This window comes from Olivibacter sp. EAT-5 (genome assembly GCF_044784325.1).
In the GTDB taxonomy this organism is placed as follows: Bacteria; Bacteroidota; Bacteroidia; order Sphingobacteriales; family Sphingobacteriaceae; genus Olivibacter; species Olivibacter oleidegradans.
The window spans coordinates 995,140-1,016,084 of record NZ_CP173028.1 but is presented as its reverse complement, the minus strand read 5'-3'; the positions used below and the strand labels follow the sequence as shown (position 1 = coordinate 1,016,084).

At 42.9% G+C, this 20,945-nt stretch carries 22 protein-coding genes; 8 read left to right on the top strand and 14 right to left on the bottom strand.

Translation table 11 applies throughout. From position 1 onward, the window contains the following. Nucleotides 1-18: 18 nt before the first annotated feature. Entirely contained in the window at nucleotides 19-996 is a 978-nt protein-coding gene (locus ACH11B_RS04095) for an MBL fold metallo-hydrolase (RefSeq protein WP_289554387.1), read from the bottom strand. Between the two features lie 176 nt (nucleotides 997-1,172). Between ACH11B_RS04095 and ACH11B_RS04090 the strand changes: the two genes are divergently transcribed. Beyond that, nucleotides 1,173-1,517, top strand: a complete 345-nt coding sequence (locus ACH11B_RS04090; protein ID WP_013664135.1) for a helix-turn-helix domain-containing protein — start codon at nucleotides 1,173-1,175, stop codon at nucleotides 1,515-1,517. Nucleotides 1,518-1,529: 12 nt separating this feature from the next. On the opposite strand, the gene ACH11B_RS04085 is transcribed toward ACH11B_RS04090, so the two are convergent. From ACH11B_RS04085 to ACH11B_RS04060, 6 genes are all read right to left on the bottom strand, one after another. Next, on the bottom strand, nucleotides 1,530-2,693 hold the full coding sequence (locus ACH11B_RS04085; RefSeq protein ID WP_377611718.1) for an FAD-dependent oxidoreductase: 1,164 nt from the start codon (nucleotides 2,691-2,693) through the stop codon (nucleotides 1,530-1,532). A 24-nt stretch (nucleotides 2,694-2,717) separates the two neighbouring features. After that, a complete protein-coding gene (locus ACH11B_RS04080; RefSeq protein WP_130855053.1) occupies nucleotides 2,718-3,473 on the bottom strand; it encodes an AraC family transcriptional regulator in 756 nt (251 codons plus the stop codon). A 114-nt stretch (nucleotides 3,474-3,587) separates the two neighbouring features. Continuing rightward, a complete protein-coding gene (locus tag ACH11B_RS04075; protein ID WP_377611716.1) occupies nucleotides 3,588-4,112 on the bottom strand; it encodes a DUF2911 domain-containing protein in 525 nt (174 codons plus the stop codon). Nucleotides 4,113-4,198: 86 nt separating this feature from the next. Then, complete coding sequence (locus tag ACH11B_RS04070) at nucleotides 4,199-4,558, bottom strand: VOC family protein (protein WP_149104994.1); 360 nt, start codon at nucleotides 4,556-4,558, stop codon at nucleotides 4,199-4,201. A 123-nt stretch (nucleotides 4,559-4,681) separates the two neighbouring features. After that, nucleotides 4,682-7,144 (bottom strand): ABC transporter permease, encoded by a 2,463-nt coding sequence (locus tag ACH11B_RS04065; RefSeq protein ID WP_377611714.1) that lies wholly within the window; start codon nucleotides 7,142-7,144, stop codon nucleotides 4,682-4,684. A gap of 280 nt (nucleotides 7,145-7,424) precedes the next feature. Then, nucleotides 7,425-8,531 carry an acyltransferase family protein gene (locus tag ACH11B_RS04060; RefSeq protein ID WP_377611711.1) on the bottom strand — a complete coding sequence of 369 codons (1,107 nt, stop codon included), beginning with the start codon at nucleotides 8,529-8,531 and terminating at the stop codon, nucleotides 7,425-7,427. A gap of 217 nt (nucleotides 8,532-8,748) precedes the next feature. On the opposite strand from ACH11B_RS04060, the gene ACH11B_RS04055 reads away from it, so the two are divergent. Next, nucleotides 8,749-9,618 (top strand): helix-turn-helix domain-containing protein, encoded by an 870-nt coding sequence (locus ACH11B_RS04055; RefSeq protein WP_377611709.1) that lies wholly within the window; start codon nucleotides 8,749-8,751, stop codon nucleotides 9,616-9,618. Nucleotides 9,619-9,716: 98 nt separating this feature from the next. Next, nucleotides 9,717-11,234, top strand: a complete 1,518-nt coding sequence (locus ACH11B_RS04050) for an acyl-CoA dehydrogenase family protein (protein ID WP_149104991.1) — start codon at nucleotides 9,717-9,719, stop codon at nucleotides 11,232-11,234. 34 nt (nucleotides 11,235-11,268) lie between these two features. Here the strand turns inward: ACH11B_RS04050 and ACH11B_RS04045 are convergent, their stop codons facing one another. The 7 genes from ACH11B_RS04045 to ACH11B_RS04015 form a co-directional block, all read right to left on the bottom strand. Then, on the bottom strand, nucleotides 11,269-11,838 hold the full coding sequence (locus ACH11B_RS04045) for a carboxymuconolactone decarboxylase family protein (RefSeq protein WP_130855061.1): 570 nt from the start codon (nucleotides 11,836-11,838) through the stop codon (nucleotides 11,269-11,271). A gap of 12 nt (nucleotides 11,839-11,850) precedes the next feature. After that, on the bottom strand, nucleotides 11,851-12,702 hold the full coding sequence (locus ACH11B_RS04040; protein WP_130855062.1) for an AraC family transcriptional regulator: 852 nt from the start codon (nucleotides 12,700-12,702) through the stop codon (nucleotides 11,851-11,853). A gap of 55 nt (nucleotides 12,703-12,757) precedes the next feature. After that, entirely contained in the window at nucleotides 12,758-13,219 is a 462-nt protein-coding gene (locus ACH11B_RS04035; RefSeq protein ID WP_289554380.1) for a thioredoxin family protein, read from the bottom strand. Between the two features lies 1 nt (nucleotide 13,220). Further along, nucleotides 13,221-13,928 (bottom strand): peroxiredoxin-like family protein, encoded by a 708-nt coding sequence (locus ACH11B_RS04030; protein ID WP_377611706.1) that lies wholly within the window; start codon nucleotides 13,926-13,928, stop codon nucleotides 13,221-13,223. Between the two features lie 28 nt (nucleotides 13,929-13,956). Next, the gene (locus ACH11B_RS04025) at nucleotides 13,957-14,496 is read right to left on the bottom strand and encodes a carboxymuconolactone decarboxylase family protein (protein WP_377611704.1); all 540 of its coding nucleotides are present in this window, start codon (nucleotides 14,494-14,496) and stop codon (nucleotides 13,957-13,959) included. Between the two features lie 66 nt (nucleotides 14,497-14,562). Further along, nucleotides 14,563-15,867 carry a spondin domain-containing protein gene (locus ACH11B_RS04020; RefSeq protein ID WP_377611702.1) on the bottom strand — a complete coding sequence of 435 codons (1,305 nt, stop codon included), beginning with the start codon at nucleotides 15,865-15,867 and terminating at the stop codon, nucleotides 14,563-14,565. A gap of 297 nt (nucleotides 15,868-16,164) precedes the next feature. Continuing rightward, complete coding sequence (locus ACH11B_RS04015) at nucleotides 16,165-16,383, bottom strand: hypothetical protein (RefSeq protein ID WP_130855067.1); 219 nt, start codon at nucleotides 16,381-16,383, stop codon at nucleotides 16,165-16,167. Between the two features lie 262 nt (nucleotides 16,384-16,645). Here ACH11B_RS04015 and ACH11B_RS04010 point away from each other — a divergent pair, with 262 nt between their 5' ends. The 5 genes from ACH11B_RS04010 to ACH11B_RS03990 all read left to right on the top strand — a co-directional run bounded on the left by ACH11B_RS04010 (nucleotide 16,646) and on the right by ACH11B_RS03990 (nucleotide 20,939). Further along, nucleotides 16,646-17,596 carry a sensor histidine kinase gene (locus ACH11B_RS04010; RefSeq protein ID WP_377611700.1) on the top strand — a complete coding sequence of 317 codons (951 nt, stop codon included), beginning with the start codon at nucleotides 16,646-16,648 and terminating at the stop codon, nucleotides 17,594-17,596. Beyond that, nucleotides 17,593-18,300 (top strand): LytR/AlgR family response regulator transcription factor, encoded by a 708-nt coding sequence (locus ACH11B_RS04005; RefSeq protein ID WP_377611698.1) that lies wholly within the window; start codon nucleotides 17,593-17,595, stop codon nucleotides 18,298-18,300. Before ACH11B_RS04010 ends, ACH11B_RS04005 begins: the two co-directional genes overlap by 4 nt. A 101-nt stretch (nucleotides 18,301-18,401) precedes the next feature. Continuing rightward, nucleotides 18,402-19,322: a helix-turn-helix domain-containing protein gene (locus ACH11B_RS04000; RefSeq protein WP_377611696.1), complete on the top strand. Its 921-nt coding sequence runs from the start codon at nucleotides 18,402-18,404 to the stop codon at nucleotides 19,320-19,322. A gap of 87 nt (nucleotides 19,323-19,409) precedes the next feature. After that, a complete protein-coding gene (locus ACH11B_RS03995; protein ID WP_130855071.1) occupies nucleotides 19,410-20,150 on the top strand; it encodes an SDR family oxidoreductase in 741 nt (246 codons plus the stop codon). 36 nt (nucleotides 20,151-20,186) lie between these two features. Beyond that, on the top strand, nucleotides 20,187-20,939 hold the full coding sequence (locus ACH11B_RS03990; RefSeq protein WP_377611694.1) for an SDR family oxidoreductase: 753 nt from the start codon (nucleotides 20,187-20,189) through the stop codon (nucleotides 20,937-20,939). The last annotated feature ends 6 nt before the right edge of the window (nucleotides 20,940-20,945 follow it).

The following is a 20,945-nucleotide window of genomic DNA, read 5'->3' as shown; positions in this document are numbered from 1 at the left end:
GTGTCTCATTTTTTTGTTTTACTGTCCCTTGCCTGTTGGGTCGATTGTATAGTTGATGGGATACCAGCGATAACCATTTCCTTCCTTTTTGATATGGCCAATACCTGGATAGGAGAGGTGATCTGCCGCAATCCAGTATTTATGTTGAGCGGCATCGGCGAAAGCCTTTTTACGTGTCATTGCAGCCTGCTCTGGATTGATGTCGTAAACAATTCTTACTTCAGGATTGGGGAATTGTACGGCGGCAGAATGCAATAGATCACCCCAGAACATGATTTTTTCATTTTTGCTGATTAGCTGATAAAAGGTATGCCCTGGCGTATGTCCTTGAGCAGCTACAGGCGTCAGACCTGGAAATAATTCTTTCCCAAACGCAAAGGTTTTGACCTTTCCCGCGTTCAAATAGGGCAGGATTCTTTCCCGCGCTTGCTCGAAATATACTTTCTTATCGGCCGGAGCGTTTTTATAACTTTCCTCGCCTAACCAAAAGTCCAGTTCGGGTTTGCTGACATATACCGTAGCATTGGGGAAAACCATTTTGTCGCCATCCATCAGTCCACCGGTATGATCGGTATGAATATGCGTCACCAGAATCACATCAATTTGCTTCGGATCATAACCTGCTTTCAAAAGGTTGCGGGGTAGAAAGCCTAAAGACGGTCCGTATAAATCTGCCGTTCCGGCATCTACCATCATCAGTTTGTTATCTAATTTAAATAAATAGGCGTTTACAGACGCTTCGTTTTCGTCGGTTTGAAAGTTCTCAGCAGTAAGGTGGTCAATTTCTTCATCGGTAGTGTTTATCAACAGGTCTTTAAGAACTTGATTGACACTGCCATCTGAGAGTGCGGTGATTTTAACGTCGCCCAATACCATTTCGTAGCTACTGGGCTGCTTTAAGTAAGGGGATCTTTGTTGTGCGGGCAGCTCGGCATGAATGCCTACAAAGAGGCTGAATAAGGTGCCGAATAGGAGTTTTGAACGTTTAATCTTCATTGTTAATGCTGTTTAAATTAAAAAGTTGAATTCTGCGCGCAAGAATTAGAATGCAAATCTAGGGTCGTAGGATCTGATAAACAAGTACGTACTTGATTGTAGCATAGGTACAAAAAAGTACCTATGGCTATAAAATAACAAATTGTTTTACCTTTGTATATAAATACCAGCAGGCTATGTACGAACGTAAGATTCCAAAAAATATAGATTGTGGCGTGGCAGCAACCATGGATATTATAGGTGGGAAGTGGAAGCCCTGCCTTATTTTTAACATCATGAACGGAAACAGGCGGCCCAGCCAATTGCAACGACTCAATCCGCTGGCCACCAGAAAAGTGCTCAACCAGCAATTAAAAGAGCTGGAAGAGCGTGGTGTTATCAGACGGGTAGTATATCCTGAATTGCCGCCGAAGGTGGAATATTTTCTAACGGATTTTGGAGAATCATTGATTCCGGTAATAAAGGTGATAGACCAATGGGGCACTGAATTATTACAAAACCAACCGGTTGAAGCACTTTGATGCTTTTTCTAGTTACCTGTGCCCGCTAAAGAAAGCTAACATTTTTTCCAATGCATGCTCGGAATGCATCGTCTCACCATTTTCGAGCGACTCCCGAGCGGCTTTTGAGGCTCGTTTGCGCATATTCGCTTCGTAAAACGAGAGGGCTGCTTGCAGGGTGCTGAATTTGCCGGATGTTAAGCATTCGCTCAGCTCCAGGGCATCACGCATGGCCATGTTAACCCCTTCACCGGCAAATGGCGGCATCACGTGTGCGGCATCGCCCAGCATGGTAAGGTTGGTTTTGGTTTCCCAGTGCTGGTTTAAAGGCATGCAATAGATAGGCCGCGGAATGAAAGGGGGCACAACATTTTCGAAGAGTTCATTCCAAATAGCACTCCATCCGGGATATTCCTTTTTAAACCAATCCAGCATCCGGCTCGTATCGTTATAATCCAAACCACAATTTTGCGGCCATAGCTCATCGGCTTTGAAGCTGGCGTAAAAACCCAGGTCGCCATTGCCTTTTTGACCGCCCAATATACACTTACCGTTGCCGAAAGCCATTACTTTGCCGCCATTGAATAAGGCTGCCATAGCAGGTGTTGTTTCTTTTGCCTTGTGTATATTGCCTTCTAGCATGACAATGCCTGAATAGAAAGGTTTGATCTCGGTGATGTAAGGGCGAATTTTTGAATTGGCGCCGTCGGCAGCAATCACAATATCGGCATAAACGGAGATCCCATTTTTGAAATGTAGCCGCCAGCCTTCGCCTTCCGTCTCCATGGAAATAAAATGGCTATTCCACACAACCGTTTCGGGTTTTAACGATGTGAGCAATAGATTTCTTAGCGGGCCGCGGTCTATCTCCGGACGGAAATAATCCGCACCGAAATTCTCTTCGGGTTTGGCGTCGTGATCGCTAAAGAGGATTTCGGCATGGGCATTGGTGATGACCTTTTTATCTGCCCCGCGAAGGAAATTCTTTTTAAACGCATCCAATAACTCTGCTTTACGCAAAGCCGCCAATCCGGCGTCTTCATGCAAGTCGAGCGGTGCGCCCTGTACGCGGGCATTTTTGTCGAAATCTCTTTCATATACGTTTACATTGGCGCCTTTTAGCTGTAGTAGCCGAGCTAAAGTGAGCCCGCCGGGGCCACCGCCAACAATAGCAATTTGCTTGTTATTCAGTTCCATACCATTGTATTTAATGGCACAAAATTATTGCTGTTTTAAAACGGATAATAGTACAAATCGGTCGTTTTGGTTTTTGGACAGTTCTTTGGGAACTACGCCGGCGAATTTTTTAATCTCTTTGATAAAATGGTTTTGGTCTGTAAAGTTGAGCTCGGGAAATAGCTTGCCCTGTGCAATATGTGCTAGGGAGGTCCTGAAACGAAGGATGTTGCAATAGGCTTTTAGCGGAAGGCCGAATTGATGTTGGAAATACCGATTGATTTGCCGACTGCTCCAGCCTACGTTCTCTGAAAGTTCTTTAACGCTCATTTCTCCCTTGGTGGCGTAGATTAGCTCGAAGAGCTTTTGTTTTCTTGCGTCAATTTTCTCGGGAAGAAATGCTCGAAGGGTTTGAGATGCTTTTTTATAAAAGGTGTCAAAATCTTTGAAGTCACCTGCATTAAAATGCCAAAAATCAGGGGGTAGATCTTGGGCACTGTTCAAAAAATCGGCGATGGGCTTCTGTAAGATATATTCAACGGCTAAGGGTTTAAAGCTGATAACGAACGTGCGCATTTGGGGCGGAACGCTTCTTTGTTCAGGAAAGGTTTCCAAACCCATCAACATTACCCGAAAAGGGGCGGATGCCGTTTGTGTGAAAAATAAATCGACCCGTCCGTCGGGTAATACAACCACTTCTTTTGGCTGCCGGGCCGGATTATGAAAGAAGCCAATACTTTCTACGAAATCGGCAAGGGCCTCTTCCGGATCCACAAATTTGTAATGAAAGTGCTGATCCACTGTTCCGTTTTGATTGCTAGTGCTCCACGCCGGTAGAATTTGCAATATAACGTGGCAGGTACGCCTATGTTTAAAAAATAGAAAGAAGCTGGTTTAAACAGCTTCTTTGCTATACTATTTTATTTTTATCGGAACCTTTACTTTCTCCCATATCAGGGCGATTCCGTCACTGTTGACTTCATACGTCAGGGCCTCCGTCATGGTATTGCTTACCGGTTTAACATTAATGGTTAATACATCATTGGCACGATCTAAGTTGGCCTCGCCACCCTTTTTGGTGCCGGGTTGCCCAGTCTGTGAGTTGAAAATGATCGTCCATGATGATTTGCCCGGGATGGCAAATAAGCTGTAGCTTCCGGCGGGTAGTTTTTTGCCTTCTACTTTTAGGTCCTTATCGGTTGTAAAAACCGTAGCGGCATTAGCCCCTGCTCGCCAGATTTTGTCATAGGGCACCAGTTCTCCCCATATGGTTCTCCCCTTAACACTTGGGCTGCTGTACTGTATGGATACGGTTGCACCGCCGATTTTACCTTCCGCGCTTTTTTTAGGACTTTGAGCGCAGGCAATTAAGCTGACATTAGTCAGAATGAAAAGGATAGCGAATATTCGCTGAACACCTGAATGGATACTAGATTTCATGAAAATATTTTTTATGTATGATACTAATATAGGATTAATTTTTATTTAAGCTAATGGTGGTGTCTAATCATTATATAAAGGGCTTGCTAGGATGAGCTTTGTCCAAATGTTAGCAGATTATTATCGGGATCCAGCAATGAAAATTCTTTCTGTCCCCAGGGCTTGGTTTGCAAGGGTGCTAGGGGATGTATACTTACTTTATTGGCCAGAAGAGATTCATATAATTCTTCAATATTGTCTGTTCGGATATAAATCTGTCCGTAATTCGTTTTAGGATCCAGTTCTTCAAACAAAAAGAAATGAATTTGTATATGATCCTTCTCAATCATTAAATAATCAGGATAGTCGGCACTGCCGAATTCCTCGAAACCGAGTTCCTTAAGGTAATAATCTTTTGTCGCGGCTTTGTTCCGCATCGGCAACTTGGGGTTTATATCCGTTAGCATAATGGTAGTTTTTTGCGTCCGTTGATACATCGGGTTTATACCTGCAAGATACGATAACTTGCCTCGATAAACAAAGTAAAAGCGTACAACTTAAAGCTTATAACTTATAACCTATCTCAGATACTATTCACTCCTCAAGCTTTTTACCGGATTGGCAACGGCCGCTTTGATTGCCTGAAAGCTGATGGTTACAAGGGCTATAACTACGGCCGTCAATCCGCCAATGGCAAACAGCCACCAACTAACATGGATTCGATAGGCATAATCCTGCAGCCATTGGTGCATATAGTACCAGGCGATAGGAGTGGCTATAGCAAAGGCGATAGCAATCAGTACGATAAATTCCTTTGAAAACAAATAAACAATGTTACCTGTACTGGCTCCCAGTACTTTACGGATACCTACTTCCTTGATTCGCTGCACGGCCATAAAGGAGGCTAAACCATATAGGCCTAAACAGCTCAGGAAGATGGCAATAGCGGCAAAAATTTTATATAGGACAGCTAATTGATTTTCCTGTTTGTAAAAGTCTCCAATTTTTTCGTCGAGAAACTTATATTCATAAACGTAATCCGGAAATGCCTGCTCCCATATTTTTTTGATCGCTTGCATGGTGGATGAAATATTGGAAGTTGTTAGCTTTATTCCTGCCTGACGGTACATGGTGCTGTTTGTTGCCATAAGTAAAGGCGCAAGATGGTGGTGAAAAGACCGATCGTTAAAATCTTTCACTACACCAACAACAGGGCATTTTATGACGTCGCCAAACATGCTTATTTCTTTACCCAATATTTCTTCGGGACTTTTTAATCCCAAACTTTTTACCAGCGCTTCGTTCACCAGGAATTCCCTTGTCATGCCGGAGGCTTGCAAGTTTCTTCCCGCTATCAGCTGTAATTGATAAGCGGGCACATATTCATTATCGACGAACTTGGTTATGGCCTGGAAGCCTGCCTCTTTGATTGCATGGTCAAATTTTAGTTCGGTCCATAAATCATTATCATTTTCAGCCGGTGTATGGGAGCTGAAACTTACCGCCTGCACACCATTTACAGACAATAATTGCTGCCTTAAATAATCCGTTAATTTGGTGCCGGTGCTATCGGGGCGGAACGGAATGTTTACAATAGCTTCTTTATCGAAACCCAAAGGCTGATTCATGAAAAAATTCATCTGCTTCACAATGACCAATGTGCCGATGATCAGTGCCTGTGCAATGATAAATTGAAACACAACGAGCGCTCGTCTCAGTGAAATGCCCTTTGTGGTACTTGCCGTAAGTTTGCTCTTTAAGGCATTAACCGGATTAAAGCGGGACAATACCAGCGAAGGATAAAATCCTGCCAGCGCAGTTACCACTAGGGTTACCGTTAGGAGAAATAAGATAACAGAAGGGCTGCCGAGTATATTAAATGGCAGGGAAAGTTCAAGCAATTGGTTGATAGATGACAGGGCCAGTACGCTGATAAGGCTTGCAAGTACGACAGCGAAGCTAACGATCAAAAAGGTTTCAACGATGAATTGGATTTGCAACTGCGATTTACTGCTACCTAAAACCTTTCTTACGCCGACTTCTTTGGCACGGTTTACCGCTTGGGCAGTAGAAAGATTGATAAAATTGACGCAGGCAATTAACAGAATAAATGCAGAGATTAACCACAATACATTGATCAGTTCGCGACTGATGGTTTTGTTGCTGTAATTGCCTGTTTGTGTATCATAATGCACGGCATCCAATGGTTGTATAAGGTAGCTGTCCTTATGATCGGGCGCTTGCACCTTTTGCGCGTAATCACTTAATTGCTGATTAAAATTGTCGACGGCTATATGAGGAGGCAATAGAACGTAGCAACCAAATTCAGGTGCTGTGGCCTTCCAATCAGGAATCTGCAATCCGTATTGTTCATCGCCGGTAAAATCCGTTCCGAAGGCAATGACGAGCTTTAGCTGGAAATCTGTATTAGCGGGTATATTGGCGAGGATGCCGGAAACTTTCAGTGCGACCGGTGGGGATTGAAACAAGCCTGCGCCGACGCGATACGATACGATTATTTTGAGACTTTTGCCGATGGCTGTCTTCCAATCGCCGAAGTATTTTTCTGCAATCTCTTTGGTAAGTAATACATGGTTCGGATCTTTCAGGGACGCATAAGAACCGGCAAGTAGCGGAAAATCAAAGATGTTGAAGAACGAGGGGGTTGTATAAAACACACCACTCTGCTCTTTAAAACTCTTCACCGGATTTCCGTTTACGTCTAATACCTGTAACTGATCATTATGGCTTGCATAGATCGGTGCCACCTGTTCTAATTCGGGGAAGGTTGTCCGTAATCCTTTGGGCAGCGGGAAGGGAACGCCTTTTCCATACGATACACTGGCTGCATCTGTTTGGGGATATTCAGTTAATACACGATAGATACGATCTTTTTTGGTATGAAAATTATCGAAGCTCGTCTGAAATTGTATAATGATAAAAATCAGCATGCAAACGGCAATACCCACAGCCAAGCCAATAATATTGATGGCTGCGTAGCCCTTATTGCGAAGGAGGTTGCGACCGGCTATCTTAAAATAATTCTTAAACATATTAATACAATTTAAACAAGTGATTTCCACACTTCAATCTTTGTTCCAAACAGTTATATTGTTTATTATTAGTGTATTATAGCGATTTTGAGATGCGGTAATTGTAACGATAGCGAACAGGAAAGTGTTCGTTATTGTTACAACTTGCGTTGATCATAAAAACAGCTTCTGTGCGTCATGAAGGTTAAACTCCTACATAAAAATGTGCTGTACAACAAAAAGTCGTACGTGTTTTTGTAAAGCAGCAAGAGGTAACACATCGCAGGTTGATAAAAGAAAACTATAATTTAAAAAAGATACGTTTCTGATAAAGCCAATAGCATAAATACCATTCGCAAAACAGGGTAGCAATAGCAACAAGGATAGCCGTTGGATCAGCCGGTAAACCGAGGAGGTGAAGCCCTCCGCCGACAAATAGATGCACGATGCCATTGAACCATTGCTTGCCAACGGTTTCAAAAAATAGATAGATGAAAATGGGGTTCATACCAACCACCACAAAAATCCAGGCACCTGATTGGTATCCTTTAACATCAATCAACCACCGGAAGAAGGCAAGTATGGCCAATATATAACCACCGGAAACGAATACAAAACCGGGCGTGCTGATGCGTTTGATGATAGGGCTGAGCAACGTCCAATCTAGCATATAACCTATGAGCAGACAGCTTAGGGAAGCAAGGATTAATTGCTTGCTTTTTGCCACATCGTTGGAGACGCTTGATAGGACTTTTCCTGCAAGGACACCCCAAATGGTATGGGCGGCGGTTGGGATGAAGTTGATGGTTACCCAACCACCATCATTATCTTTGCCCATTACGAGCATATCGATGTAAGTGCCGAAGTTTTTCCCCAATACGAAAGGCTGATCATATCCTGGTATGGTGGTAAAACGATAAAGGATATCGGTAAGCAGCAGCAAAAAAAGACTGAATAGCAATTGCTGAAGAAAGGACCAACGGATGATCAGATAAGCGATGATGGTTGTAAAAGCCAATTGGGTTAGTACGTTCCAGAGTTCCCAAACGAGTTTGCCACTGTACACGCAATGCAAGGCAACGCCACAAAGGAAAAGCTTTGCCGAACGCCAAGCAACGCTTTTAAAGTGCGCCGACCAACTGACACCAGCGGCTTGTTTACGTTGAAAGGACAGATACAGTGAGGTACCGGCAATGAACATAAAGGCGGGCTGCACCAGATCCCAAAAATAGAGCCCATGCCACTCGTGATGAAAAAAATGATGTATGATACCCTGTGGCCATCCGCTTGAATAGGTTGAGGATAAGGCCGTATAGAGCTCGCAACTTTCCGCGGCCAATAAGATCATAATGAGCCCGCGCATGACATCGAGCGATAGAATCCGTGTTTGAACTTTTTTTTCTTCCATCTGATTTTGGCTTCTTTTCTGCAAAACATGAAGATTGCGAGTACCTGATATACTACCTTGTTACAGTAGCGTTTGTAATTGGCTTTTGGTATTAATACTTACAATGCTAAAAAAAGTATTTAATGTAAACAACTATTTTGGGAACGCAACCGTTTGTCTAATTTGAATGATTAGGGGATTGCACAAAAGGCCTGCTTTATATAAGTTTGTATCAGTTATGGAGAAGCCGGTAAATGCAGATGAGTTTGTAGAACGATTTATGGTGGGTAACATGGATCACCTGCGTTACCAGCATTCGCCGGTAAAGGTGTTCCGCCTCAGCGAAATTGCGCCGTATATCAAGATCCCGGTACCACCCATCCTTTTTGGTTATAATTTGCTGGTGCATATCACCGCGGGTTCTTTTGCACATCAGGTTGGATCTAAGGTATATACAGTGAAAGCCCCGGCGATCCTTATCAGTACTTATGGCAACATCGCCGCTATCAAATCAGTCGATCCATCGGCAAAGGGCCATTGTGTCTTGATAAACGATAGTGCGATGACCTCCATCTTTCGGGAACAGGAGATTCTGAACATCTTTACCATTTCACCGCTTGTGAATTTAACGGATGAGGAAAGTACGAGGCTCCATCAACTTTTCCAACTGCTTTACGAAGAGCTACATACGCGTGAACCTTATAAAGAGCTGGCCGAAAGCTTGTTGAAATCCCTGCTGCTGAAAACTATTAAACTTTCCGCATCAAACCATAGCCTCAGCCGAATCCAAGAGATTGCTACGCTGTTTAAGCAACTGGTGCATAAGCATTGCCGGAAACAGAAACAGATTGGTTTTTATACCGACAAGCTTGCTATATCGGCCAACTATTTAAATCGATGTGTCTCCATGGTGTACAATAAGTCATCGAAACAGCTTATTCTGGAAGTGTTGGTAATGCACGCACAGCTTTTGTTACTGGAATCGAGCAAAAGCGTGTCGGATATCTGTTATGAACTGGATTTTCAGGATCCGTCTTACTTCTCGCGGGTGTTCAAAAAATTGGTAGGTATGTCACCTACCGAATACCGCCAGTCCATAAAAAAATAATATGCACGATTTGTCCTAATCCTTGCACGGAATCAAACAGGCTTTTGGGTTTCTGATCGGTAGCTTTGTGTGAGTTCATTGTAATAAAACATATACCTATGATCAATACCGCAGAGATTACCCGTGAAGTGCAAAATTTTAACATCTTTATAAATTCGTTCAGGAAGCGTTTAGCCAGCTTGTTTAACACTGAACATGACTATAATGCCCTCAGTTTGAAAAGGGGACTGCCACCTGGTTTTTTAAGTGAAATTATGGATATGCAACCGCTTGCCGTGGCTATTCCCGAAAACTATGGTGGCCGTGGCATGAAGGTGAAGGAGTGTTTGAGCGTATTGTCTGCAGCGTCTTATGAGTCCTTATCGCTCTCGCTTATTTTTGGGATTAATATTGCCCTGTTTTTGGAGCCTTTTGCAAAATATGGCCATGTGGCTGCACAGGAACGGGTTTTTAGGCGATTTTTGGAAAACAAGGCGATGGGAGGTTTGATGATTACGGAACCGGATTATGGTAGTGATGCACTTAATATGCAAACTTTTTATCAGGAAGAAGCAAACGGTTATCGAATTAAGGGCGAAAAACATTGGCAGGGTTTAACGGGCGCAGCTGACTTTTGGTTGGTAGCGGCACGGAAAAAAAATGAACAGGGCGAGTTGGTTCGGGATATCGACTTTTTCTTCACCGATAATGCGCTTGCTGAACAGCAGATCGACGTGAAAGAGCGTTATAACAGCTTAGGCCTATATGCTATTCCTTATGGCTTGAACCTTATTGATGTGGAAGTGCCGGCTACGCAGCGTCTGCTTCCGGAAAGTACAGGGCTTAAGTTGATGCTGGATACCTTGCATCGCAGTCGATTGCAGTTTCCGGGCATGGGTATGGGCTTTATTAAACGATTGCTGGATGAATCGTTGCTGCACTGCAAAACGAGGGTAGTTGCAGGCCAGCGTTTGTACGAATTGGATGCGGTGCAATTTCAGCTATCGCGTATTCAGGCCGCCTACACGATCTGTTCGGCCATGTGCTCATACAGTTCTAAAGTTAGCTCGATTGAACAGGATGTTTCGGGCAACGGCGTGGATGCGAACAGTGTGAAGGCATTGGTGACCGACTTAATGCAGGAGTCGGCACAGATAGCACTGCAACTGGCCGGGGCCAATGGTTACCGCTTGGATCATATAGCGGGTAGAGCAGTAGTGGATAGCCGACCTTTCCAGATTTTTGAAGGTTCGAATGAAATGCTCTATACACAAGTGGCTGAATCGGTTGCCAAACTGATGCGGAAAAATAAAGAGTCGAATCTGCTACGCTATTTGAAGGGCTATGAACTGACGGCACAGGCTGCCCCTTATTTTGCCGGATGTTTAGATTTTAGCTTTCCCGAGCAACCTAAAAAGCGAGATTTGGTAACGCTTGGCCGGATCATTGCGCGGGTAATCTGTTTCCAGATGGTGGTGGTGTTGCAGGATGCCGGATTTAACCGTGAATTGGTAGATATTACGCAAAAGCATATGGGGATGGATTTGAATATGTTGATCGGACAACTGACCGCTAATAATGATGCCGTACCGGTGATTGATTATGAAGAGGATGCGGCTTGGGCCGATTTCGTTTAAGGCTGGTCCGGTTCGAAATCAAGGCAGAGAGAATTCATGCAATATCGTCATTTTCATCTTCGTCATTTTTTTTAAGTACAGGTGCCTCTGGAAAATCAAGCGGCACTTGCATCGTTTTTGCCATGAAGTTGCTCATATAACTTTCTCCTATGGTTTCTAGGACATCTAATAGATGCTCTTTCGTATAGCCCGCATCGAAGAAGGCATTTAGTTCATTGGTGATATTTTTACCTTTGCGTACTGCCATACTTTTTACCAAACGGGCGAGCGTAGCAAGTTTGGTGTCGAAATTTGCTTTTCCGTCACGTAATTGCATAATTTCCTCCTCACTAAATCCATTCAGTTTGGCAATCATGGTATGGGCGCTGAGGCAATAAAGCGAATTGTTCAGCTGGGCCATGACGAGGCTAATGGCTTCACGTTCTTTTAAAGAAAGACTGGTTTTCCGACCATGAAAGCGATAGAAGTTTCGAAAGGCATGATTCGAATGCATCATGGATAGATAGAGGTTTGGCACGTGCCCGAGTTTTTCATCAAAATATCGAATATAATTTCTATTTTCCTCACTGATCGCCTGTATGAGGGGCATCTCAATAGTTATCATAGCTTGGCTCTTTTAATCACGCTCTTCGGTTGTTCTGAATTCGGAAATATTATGCCCGGTATGTTGTTTGAAATATTTGCTAAAATGGGCGGGGCTTTCGAAACCGAGCTCATAGGCAATTTCTTTGGCCGACCGATCGGTATAATGGAGGTAGCGTTTGGCTTCCAGGATGATTCTGTTACGTATAAGAACTGAGGGGGCCGACTGTTTTAACAAGGCAAATACATTACTTAAGGTTTTGGGTGATTTATTCAGCAGGGCAGCATAAAACTTTACCTCGTGTTCGGTTTTGAAATTTGCTTCCAAGAGAAGGGAAAATTTCCGCACGATATCCATCTTTTCGTCCGGATTCAGCTGATAGCTTTCATGCTGTTGCTTGGCAATACGGGTCACCTTAATGATGACGCGTTTGAGCAGCGTCCGTAGCATTTCGCCCTGAAAATTATCCCGGACCTTTAATTCACGGGAAAAGACATCCGCTAGATGCTCCATTTCGCTCACCTCTTCCGGCTCCAATCGAATAAACATGGGATGCTGAATGCCGTAGAAGAGAAAGCCGACGCAACCTACTTCTGCGTCATGATCTACGATGCAATAAAACTCGCGATTGAATTGCCAAGCAACTAGATTTTCCGGATGTTCAAACCGAAAGTGTTGATTGGCTACCAAGGGTAGGATACAGGTTTGGGGCATAATGTATTCAATTTCATCGATGATAACGCGCTGGGATTCTCCGCGATTATAAACGAATGTATTGATAGGGACGGGGTTCCCTTCCCGTATACCCTTCCCTGCGAGCAGTCGGTTGTTGCTATGCATGACAAACCGACCCAATGTTCTGTTTTCGATGTATTCACTGATCATTGTCTACCGCTCAATTTTTATCAAATCTATGGATTATCATGCCAAAATTTCTTTCCTAGCTTTTTGTTTTTGCTTGTTTTCCGAAGTCAACGAGTTTATCACCGGTAACAAAGCCCACTTGCCGCATAAGCAACTTACCTTCGGGGCTGAAGAAGAGCAAAGTAGGATAGGCGCTTACCTGCCACTTTTCGGCTAATTTCGGTCCTTCTCCTTTTTCCATGTCAATACGGTAGTTAATGTAATTGGTATTGTAATAACTTGCCGCATGGGCCTCTTTGAAGGTTTTTGATTTCAACAGTTTACAAGGTGCGCACCATGAGGTATAAGCGTCAACGAAGATATATTGACCACTCTTTTTGGCTCTTGCCATTACATCTTTCCATTTACCTCCTGTAAACCGGATTTCGCTTTCCGTTGTCATCGCTTTTTCTTTCATTTGAGCATCGAGCTTGGCTGGCAATAGCAAGCAAAAAGGGATGATCAGGATGCTGCTTAAACAGATTTTTATGTTCTTCATGTTATAGTTCTTTATAGAGGGTTTGTGTTACAGCTTTTAATAGTTCTGTACTGAGCCTTTGCTTGAAATCGGGATTAATGTACTCATAGTGTATTTTGCCACTTTTATCGAGGATAAAGACGGAAGGTACGGGTAATAGGAGCTCTTGATCCATACCACCGGTGGTTTTGGGCAACATTTCCCAATACGCTTTCGGAGCCTTAAAAGCTAATCCGAATTGCTTGGATGCATTTAAATCGGCATCGGAAAGTAGGGTATAACCCAGAAGCTTTTCTGTTGCAGAGGCCTGTAATCCTTCCGGGCTGTCCGTGCTAATTGCAATTAACTGATAACCCATTTTTTCCAACTCGGGCATTAATTCTTGCAACGCGGCGAGTTGTTTGCTGCAGTACGGGCACCAGCCACCTCGATAGAAAACAAGTATGGTGGGTTTAGTCGCTACCGCCTGATGGAGTTCGAAGTCTTTACCGGAAACATCTTTCAGTGTGATCATCGGGATTGTTTCGCCTGTCAGTAACGGACTGATATCTTCGGGTGACTCAGGAGCCTTATACATCAAATCGCTCCCCTCCTTTTTCATCATTTTCTCATCGCCCTGCATCGAATTTTGACCGAAGGTATGCGTTGCTATGATTGCACTCATCATCGACAAAAGAGTCACTTTATAGATCAAACGGAAAGACTTTCCTGTTGTATTCTTCTTTTTCATTTGTAAGTTAAATAGCGTTCTACTTTATTTATACGAGTTCTTTGGCCAAGGGAAAGTCGACAGGCACCTCGGTTACGGCATGTAGTAAATTGCTGATTGTTCTATCACCAATTAACATAATTAAATCAACGAGGTTTTCTTTGGTATAACCTGCTTCAAAAAAGGCGGTCAACAGCTTACGGTCAATCTGCCCCTTTTTTTCAGTGATCTCTTTGGCGAGCTTTACCAGGGCATCTAATTTCGGATCGGAAGGAATAGTTCCACCCCTAATGGCCAGGGCCGCATTTTCTCCAATGCCTGTTGACCGTGCAATGAGGGTGTGGGCGCTGAGGCAGTAAATGCAATTATTCACCTGACTTACTACCAGATTGACAGCCTCTACTTCTTGAGGGCTAAGAGAGGTGGAACTATCTTCCAAGGTGAGATAAGCTTCTAATGCGTGTTCAGAATAAGCCATTACATTGTAGAGATTGGGGATTTTACCGAAGGATTTTTCCATCTTCTCGAAGAGCTTTTTATTTTTTTCGGAGACTTCTTCTTTTGTTAAAATATGGAATGCATTTTTCATTTTTATTATTTTTAATGATGGGCGAGATGCATTGCTACAAGTTCGCCCATCGCACTAAGCATTGATTTATTGGAGCGTTACTTTGATAATATGATTGATTGCGGGTAATGTGGTAAATGCATTGGGATTGGGCACTTCTTGAATAGGCTCGCTTTCTTCCAGCGGGGTACCTGCCAAATTAAACTGCGTGATACCGGCTCCGGGGAATTGATTGACGGCCGTCCCGTTATCGAATAAGCCTATTGTGGTAGAGATATCTCCTTTTTGAGTAGCATCTACACCATTATCTTTACTGGCGAAGAACCAATCGTTTGATAGTCCGTACATCGTGGCAATTGCCAGCCGATCTCCTTCGGCGATACTCAATTGTTGCGAGACACTGCTTCCTACCTGTTCTCCTACTTTTGGTAACAACACCGTTGAATTGGCAGCCGGTAAAACGTAAACGGCTTTTACACCCTCAACTGTTTTGAGATGATCGGCCAATATGCTGGCATCTCCTTGTTGGGCAAGCTCTTTTAAACCTTGTCCGCGATCGTTTTCGCCGACTTTGTAAATGGGATTGTCTATATCCTTGTATACGACGACCAATATTGGCGATAAGGGGGTGAAAATGCCGGTTTGACTTTGGATATATTCGCCGAGCACGCTGTTGTCGCCCATCTCTGCAATGTTTGTTAAACCATTCGCGCTTGGTTTACCGGATTCATACAAGGGTGTCGGACTTAAAAGATCGCCTCCGGCAATGTAGGAAATTGCCCATACACCTGGACTGAAGGGGGTTGGGTTGTTGGTGTTTCCGGAGGTATTGTTGATGGTGAGCGTAAAGGTTGAATTACCTTCATAATGCAGACTGACATTCATCAGAGCCGAGGCGGCAGCATAAGTGTTACCCTGTGCATCGGTGCCCGCAACTTCGGTGATATTTTGAGTAGCTGTTTCTGCGGTACCGGGATGACTTACGGAAGCACCGGGTACCTGATTGATACGGGTACCGTTATCCCATAGCTTGATCTGGTCAGATACATCGCCTTCAATCGGGGTGCCGTCTTCTTTGTAAAGGGTAATGCCCGGATTTTCGGGTGCAAAGAATAAATCATTGGACCAGCCATACATGGTGGCAAAGGTGAGCGCTTGCCCTTTTGCTGCTGAGAATTGGAAGGATAGGGATTCTCCCGGCATAATCACCGGCGCAGAACCTTCATTTTGAAATGTTCCAGATTCAACCAAGGGGCGAGAATCTAATACGTTTTCTACCGTGATGGTAGAGGGTACTCCCATTTGTGACCCCTTGTCGTCATCTTTGTCGCAAGCCGCAAACAGGATCGGCAAAGCTACTAGTGATAACCATACTAATTTTTTGTGTTCCATAATCAATGTCTTTAATGTTAACAAAACAAAGGTAGATTGGAGCAAGGCCCTGAGTGATACCTGTATTTCCCGTAGATATGTCGGTATTTCCCGAATGCTGTGGTTCACTGGAGGAAATTGTTAAGTATAAGCTGCTTAATTATCCCTTCAAAAAACGATAACCATTTTGCTTTCCTTATCGATGGTAGTGATTGCCGGTATGATTGGCATGAACATCAGAATCTTGTTAAGGCTTGGTTTAGTGAAGAATAGTTTTGGCAATGGGCTTCTCTTTTGAGCGCGAGTTCCATTCACCAATCACTTTCCTATTTGTGAGCTGCCCCACATACGCAAGGGGTTATCTGCCGTGATCATTAATCGATCAGCCTCTGCTTTTGGGGATTTATTGTCTGCAATTACCTGAAGAACTCGCTGATTATGTTGCATTCTCGCATTCGTACTTTCAGAAGAACAGTTGTACAGTACGATGGCGTAGATGAATATGAAACCTAATGCAAGTTTACGAGCGATTTTCATAGTTGCTTGTTAATTTCTTACCTACGCGGAGTCGGTTTTGGTTTGTCATGTGATCGAAGTTTTGTGTTAGAGCGTGGGTTTAAGCTGCTCAACCTCATGACAAAATTTGGTGTTTTTTGACAACCGACAGAAGAAAATCAACAAGACCGGGCTTTTTTTGCTACCGTTTACCGTTATTTTTCAATGCTTCATCTATTGAAAAAACTGCAGTAAGCATTGAAAATGATTGGAAATCAGGCATCAACTTGATACTTTTGGGGCCATGATAAAGGTGTTTAGCAAAGACGTGCCTGTTAATCAACTTCAGTTAGTGATTTGGCTTTTTATAACCGCTATTACAAGTTTTTCCTATTTCATGTATGCCGAACCGATAAGGTCTCTCGTTTTTGGCTTTATGAATATATTTTCTTATTTCATTATCGTCAATGTAAATGTATACTACCTCATTCCACGTTTCTATAAGCGTAATCGTAAGCTGCTTTATCTTACATCGGTTTTACTACTGCTTTTGACTGTTTGTTGGGCCCGTGTTGCGTTCAGGTCTTATTTTTATGCTAGGTTTTATCCACAAGAGCAAGACACAAGCACGAGCATGGAAGTTTTCGTCGCTTTATTAATCCCTTCTATATTGGTTTATATAATAAGCTGCATACTTCGGGTGGCATTGGACTATTTTGTTTTGCATCGTGAGCAGGAACGATTGAAACAGCACTCAGCTGAAATGGAGTTAAAGCTGCTTAAAGCGCAAGTGCAACCTCATTTTCTATTTAATACGTTGAATAATATTTATTACGTAGCCCAACAGCAGTCGCCGGAAACAGCAGCACTATTAAGTAAGCTCTCTAATATCATGCGCTACTTTGTAGATACAGGGCAACAACAATTTATTCAGCTAAACGAGGAGTTGAACTTTATTTATGATTATATTGATCTGGAGAAAATGCGTATGCGCTACCCGCTACAGACAACAATCAGGGAAAAAGGGATAATCAATGGTATACAAGTACCTCCAATGCTGATTATTCCACTCGTTGAAAATGTATTTAAGCATGGTATCGATAAGCGTAGTAAGACCAATGAACAAACAATGGGGGTAGGTCTGCAAAATCTTCGTTCGCGATTGCAGTTGCTTTACAAAGACCAATTTCGATTGGATATTGTTGAAAAGGATAATTATTACTTTGCCACATTAAATATACCGCTATACACATGATCAATTGCTTAATTGTGGACGACGAACCCAATGCTGTGAGTTTATTGGAAGACTATATCCTGAAAGTGGATTTTCTGAACTTAAGACAGAAATGCTACGATGCTTTTGAAGTAGTGACTTTTCTCAGAAATAATAAAGTCGACTTAATTTTTTTGGACATCAATATGCCTAATATATCCGGGTTGGAGCTGGCTTCTATGCTGCCGAAAGACCAGTGTATTATTTTTACGACAGCCTATTCGTCACACGCCATGGAAGGTTATGAATACAATGCCATTGATTACCTGTTAAAGCCTATAACTTTTAAGCGATTTATGCAAGCGATTCGTAAAACGGAAGGATATTTCGCTCTCCGGCGCCCGGCCGAACTTAAGGAGCTCACGTTGTCAGATGATACGATCTTCATAAAATCCGGAAAGCAGATAATGAAAATGAGATCCAGGGATATACTTTATTGCAAAGCAAACAAGGAGTACGTCAATATCGTATGCATCAACGAAAGCGTCCTTATTTATAGGCGCATGAAACAACTGGAAGAGCAGTTACCGCCAAACTTCATACGTATACATAATTCCTATATCATTAACTTGGATCACTTGGAGAAGATTGTGGATAATCAAGTCTTGATCCGACAAACAAAGTTGCCGATTAGTACGGGGTATAGAGAACAACTGCTCGCTTTGATCTCAAAAAAATTGTTTTAGATGCAGCGAATTTCTTGGGAGCTAAAAGGAACGGTTTTAAAATATTGCTGTTTAATCATTTCTCCTTTTAACGGACAAATGACTAACTTCGATATCGCATTATGAGAAAAAACTTCGAGTCTAAATCGCTGTTAGAGCTATATCAATACCTTCATCTGCCGGTTGACTTGCTTGATGTTACAGAAGGCTTTACCATTTTTAATCTAAAGGATGTTGGCTTTACGCTACCCTATCAGTCAGCCTCCTATCGTCCCAACTTTTTCTCTTTCTTATTTGTAAAAGAAGGTTCCGGGAAATATACGATCGATGAGCTTACTTTTGAAGTAAAGCCGCATTCGGTCTATTTTACCAATCCGAGTAACTACCGCACGTTTAGTTGGACTCATATTGAGGATATCTGTCTAATCACCTTTGATGAGGCATTTCTTAAAAACTATATCAGTAAAGAAATTTATGATAACTTCCCTTTTCTATTAACGGAAACCGTTAAGCCTCAAGTGGTATCAGACGCTTTTTTTCAGTCGGTGGAAGGCATTTATAAGCAAATTCAACAGGAATACTTGGGTAAGGCAGAGGCGAAATACCCTATCATCGGGCATTTGCTTGCTATCCTTTTGTATAGGATAAAGGAACATATTTGGCAAGATTATAATCCGATTTACGAAGGTAACCGGAGTTCGCAGATTGTTATTTCTTTCAAAAGGTTATTGGAAAAACATTACCGCGATCTAAATAACGGCAATGTAGAGGTCGTATTTAAGGTACAGGACTACGCCGACGCGCAACATTTACATCCCAACTATTTAAGCAATGTAATAAAATCCAAAACCGGCAAACCCATCGTAACCTGGATTGCTGAAAAGACCTTGGTTGAAGCGAAAACACTCTTGCAGCGTTCTACCATATCGATCAAAGAGATTACGTATAAGTTAGGTTTCTCTGAAACCGCTCATTTCAGTAACTTCTTTAAAAAACATACCGGTACCTCGCCGGTGCAGTATCGGAAGGCGCATCTTCTTTAAAATTTGCAACACTTGCTGTAATATACGTAAAGCCACCGGTTATTGCGCATACTAACTTTGTTCTATCAAAATTTAAAAGATAGACAAATGAATAATCTAGCAGAAAAAGTAATCCTAGTGACCGGTGCTTCTAAAGGTATCGGTGCTGAAGTAGCCAAAAAACTGGCAGCAGCTCATGCAAAAGTTGTGGTAAACTATGCCGGCAGTAAAAGCGATGCCGACGCGGTTGTATCTTTCATAAAAGAGCAAGGAGGTGAGGCGATCGCCGTACAGGCTGATGTGAGTAAAGTCGCCGATGTAAAGTCGTTGTTCGATCAATCTATTGCTCATTTTGGTCGGATTGACGTATTGGTCAATAATGCGGGTATTATGATCAATAAACTTATTAAAGACACAACCGACGAGGATTTTGACCGGATCTTCGATATTAATGTGAAGGGCGTTTTTAATACGTTGCGTGAAGCCGCGACTCGCTTGGCGGATAATGGAAGTATTATCAATTTTTCTACCAGTGTAAACCGTTTGATGTTGCCTACTTATGGTACTTATGTTGCTACCAAATCTGCCGTTGAACAATTGACGCGTGTATTTGCCAGGGAAATAGGCAGTAGAGGTATTAACGTCAACTCCCTCTCACCGGGCCCTACTGCTACCGCTTTATTCCTCGAAGGCAAATCGCAGGAAACGATTGATCGTTTAGCCGCTTTGAATCCCTTCAATCGGATTGCAAATACGGATGATATTGCGGAGGTGGTGGTGTTTCTGGCCAGTGATGAAGCAAAATGGATCAATGCACAGAATATCGGCGCCAATGGAGGAATGGCTTAATTAATTTTCAGGTGGTATAAAATTAAGATAAAAGAAATGAACAGTTTACATCATAAAACAGCCCTCATAACGGGTTCTGCAAGAGGCCTTGGTAAAGCAATTGCTGAGCGCTATGCCGCTTTGGGTGCTAATATCGTTATTAATTATTCGAGGGATATATCCTCGGCTGACGAGGTGGTTTCGAACATTAAGGCAATGGGAGCGAACGTAATAGCTATACGGGCAGATGTTAGTAAAGTAGCGGATATTGAACGCCTATTCAAGGAGGCAAAGGCCGCGTTTGGGAAGATTGATATTGTAGTGGCCAATGCCGGTATCGAAATGGTAGAAACACCGGTTACAGCTTTCACGGAAGAGCAGTTTGACAGGCTATTTGCCATCAATACCAAAGGGGCTTATTTTACAATGCAACAAGCCGCCAAAACGGTAGAAGATAATGGGCGTATTATTTACATTGCCTCAAGTACAACGGCCTTTCCCGTAGCCGGAATGGCGGTGTATGGTGGAAGCAAAATTACACCACGCTATCTGGTGGATGTGCTATCGAAAGAAATTGGACACCGAGGCGTAACGGTCAATTCCATCATACCCTTTGCTGTTGATCATTCCGGAATTTTTGCCGAAGAAGGCAGTTATCCCGAACTCCGAAAATCACTCATCGATAGCTGTCCGATGAGACGACTGGCCGAGGTGGAAGATGTAGCGAATATTGCCGAGTTTTTTGCCAGCGGTTTGTCGTCATTTGTTAACGGGCAGCACTTGTTGGTTAATGGTGGAGCTACCCAATAGCTTACT

What these genes read in the sequence shown, in the direction of transcription:
- ACH11B_RS04020 (WP_377611702.1), bottom strand. Translation starts at nt 15,867, where the DNA reads ATGGAACACAAAAAATTAGTATGGTTATCACTAGTAGCTTTGCCGATC.
- ACH11B_RS04075 (WP_377611716.1), bottom strand. Translation starts at nt 4,112, where the DNA reads ATGAAATCTAGTATCCATTCAGGTGTTCAGCGAATATTCGCTATCCTT.
- ACH11B_RS04030 (WP_377611706.1), bottom strand. Translation starts at nt 13,928, where the DNA reads ATGAAAAAGAAGAATACAACAGGAAAGTCTTTCCGTTTGATCTATAAA.
- ACH11B_RS04005 (WP_377611698.1), top strand. Translation starts at nt 17,593, where the DNA reads ATGATCAATTGCTTAATTGTGGACGACGAACCCAATGCTGTGAGTTTA.
- ACH11B_RS04055 (WP_377611709.1), top strand. Translation starts at nt 8,749, where the DNA reads ATGGAGAAGCCGGTAAATGCAGATGAGTTTGTAGAACGATTTATGGTG.
- ACH11B_RS03990 (WP_377611694.1), top strand. Translation starts at nt 20,187, where the DNA reads ATGAACAGTTTACATCATAAAACAGCCCTCATAACGGGTTCTGCAAGA.
- ACH11B_RS04050 (WP_149104991.1), top strand. Translation starts at nt 9,717, where the DNA reads ATGATCAATACCGCAGAGATTACCCGTGAAGTGCAAAATTTTAACATC.
- ACH11B_RS04025 (WP_377611704.1), bottom strand. Translation starts at nt 14,496, where the DNA reads ATGAAAAATGCATTCCATATTTTAACAAAAGAAGAAGTCTCCGAAAAA.
- ACH11B_RS04045 (WP_130855061.1), bottom strand. Translation starts at nt 11,838, where the DNA reads ATGATAACTATTGAGATGCCCCTCATACAGGCGATCAGTGAGGAAAAT.
- ACH11B_RS04000 (WP_377611696.1), top strand. Translation starts at nt 18,402, where the DNA reads ATGAGAAAAAACTTCGAGTCTAAATCGCTGTTAGAGCTATATCAATAC.
- ACH11B_RS03995 (WP_130855071.1), top strand. Translation starts at nt 19,410, where the DNA reads ATGAATAATCTAGCAGAAAAAGTAATCCTAGTGACCGGTGCTTCTAAA.
- ACH11B_RS04010 (WP_377611700.1), top strand. Translation starts at nt 16,646, where the DNA reads ATGATAAAGGTGTTTAGCAAAGACGTGCCTGTTAATCAACTTCAGTTA.
- ACH11B_RS04060 (WP_377611711.1), bottom strand. Translation starts at nt 8,531, where the DNA reads ATGGAAGAAAAAAAAGTTCAAACACGGATTCTATCGCTCGATGTCATG.
- ACH11B_RS04085 (WP_377611718.1), bottom strand. Translation starts at nt 2,693, where the DNA reads ATGGAACTGAATAACAAGCAAATTGCTATTGTTGGCGGTGGCCCCGGC.
- ACH11B_RS04095 (WP_289554387.1), bottom strand. Translation starts at nt 996, where the DNA reads ATGAAGATTAAACGTTCAAAACTCCTATTCGGCACCTTATTCAGCCTC.
- ACH11B_RS04070 (WP_149104994.1), bottom strand. Translation starts at nt 4,558, where the DNA reads ATGCTAACGGATATAAACCCCAAGTTGCCGATGCGGAACAAAGCCGCG.
- ACH11B_RS04015 (WP_130855067.1), bottom strand. Translation starts at nt 16,383, where the DNA reads ATGAAAATCGCTCGTAAACTTGCATTAGGTTTCATATTCATCTACGCC.
- ACH11B_RS04090 (WP_013664135.1), top strand. Translation starts at nt 1,173, where the DNA reads ATGTACGAACGTAAGATTCCAAAAAATATAGATTGTGGCGTGGCAGCA.
- ACH11B_RS04035 (WP_289554380.1), bottom strand. Translation starts at nt 13,219, where the DNA reads ATGAAGAACATAAAAATCTGTTTAAGCAGCATCCTGATCATCCCTTTT.
- ACH11B_RS04065 (WP_377611714.1), bottom strand. Translation starts at nt 7,144, where the DNA reads ATGTTTAAGAATTATTTTAAGATAGCCGGTCGCAACCTCCTTCGCAAT.
- ACH11B_RS04040 (WP_130855062.1), bottom strand. Translation starts at nt 12,702, where the DNA reads ATGATCAGTGAATACATCGAAAACAGAACATTGGGTCGGTTTGTCATG.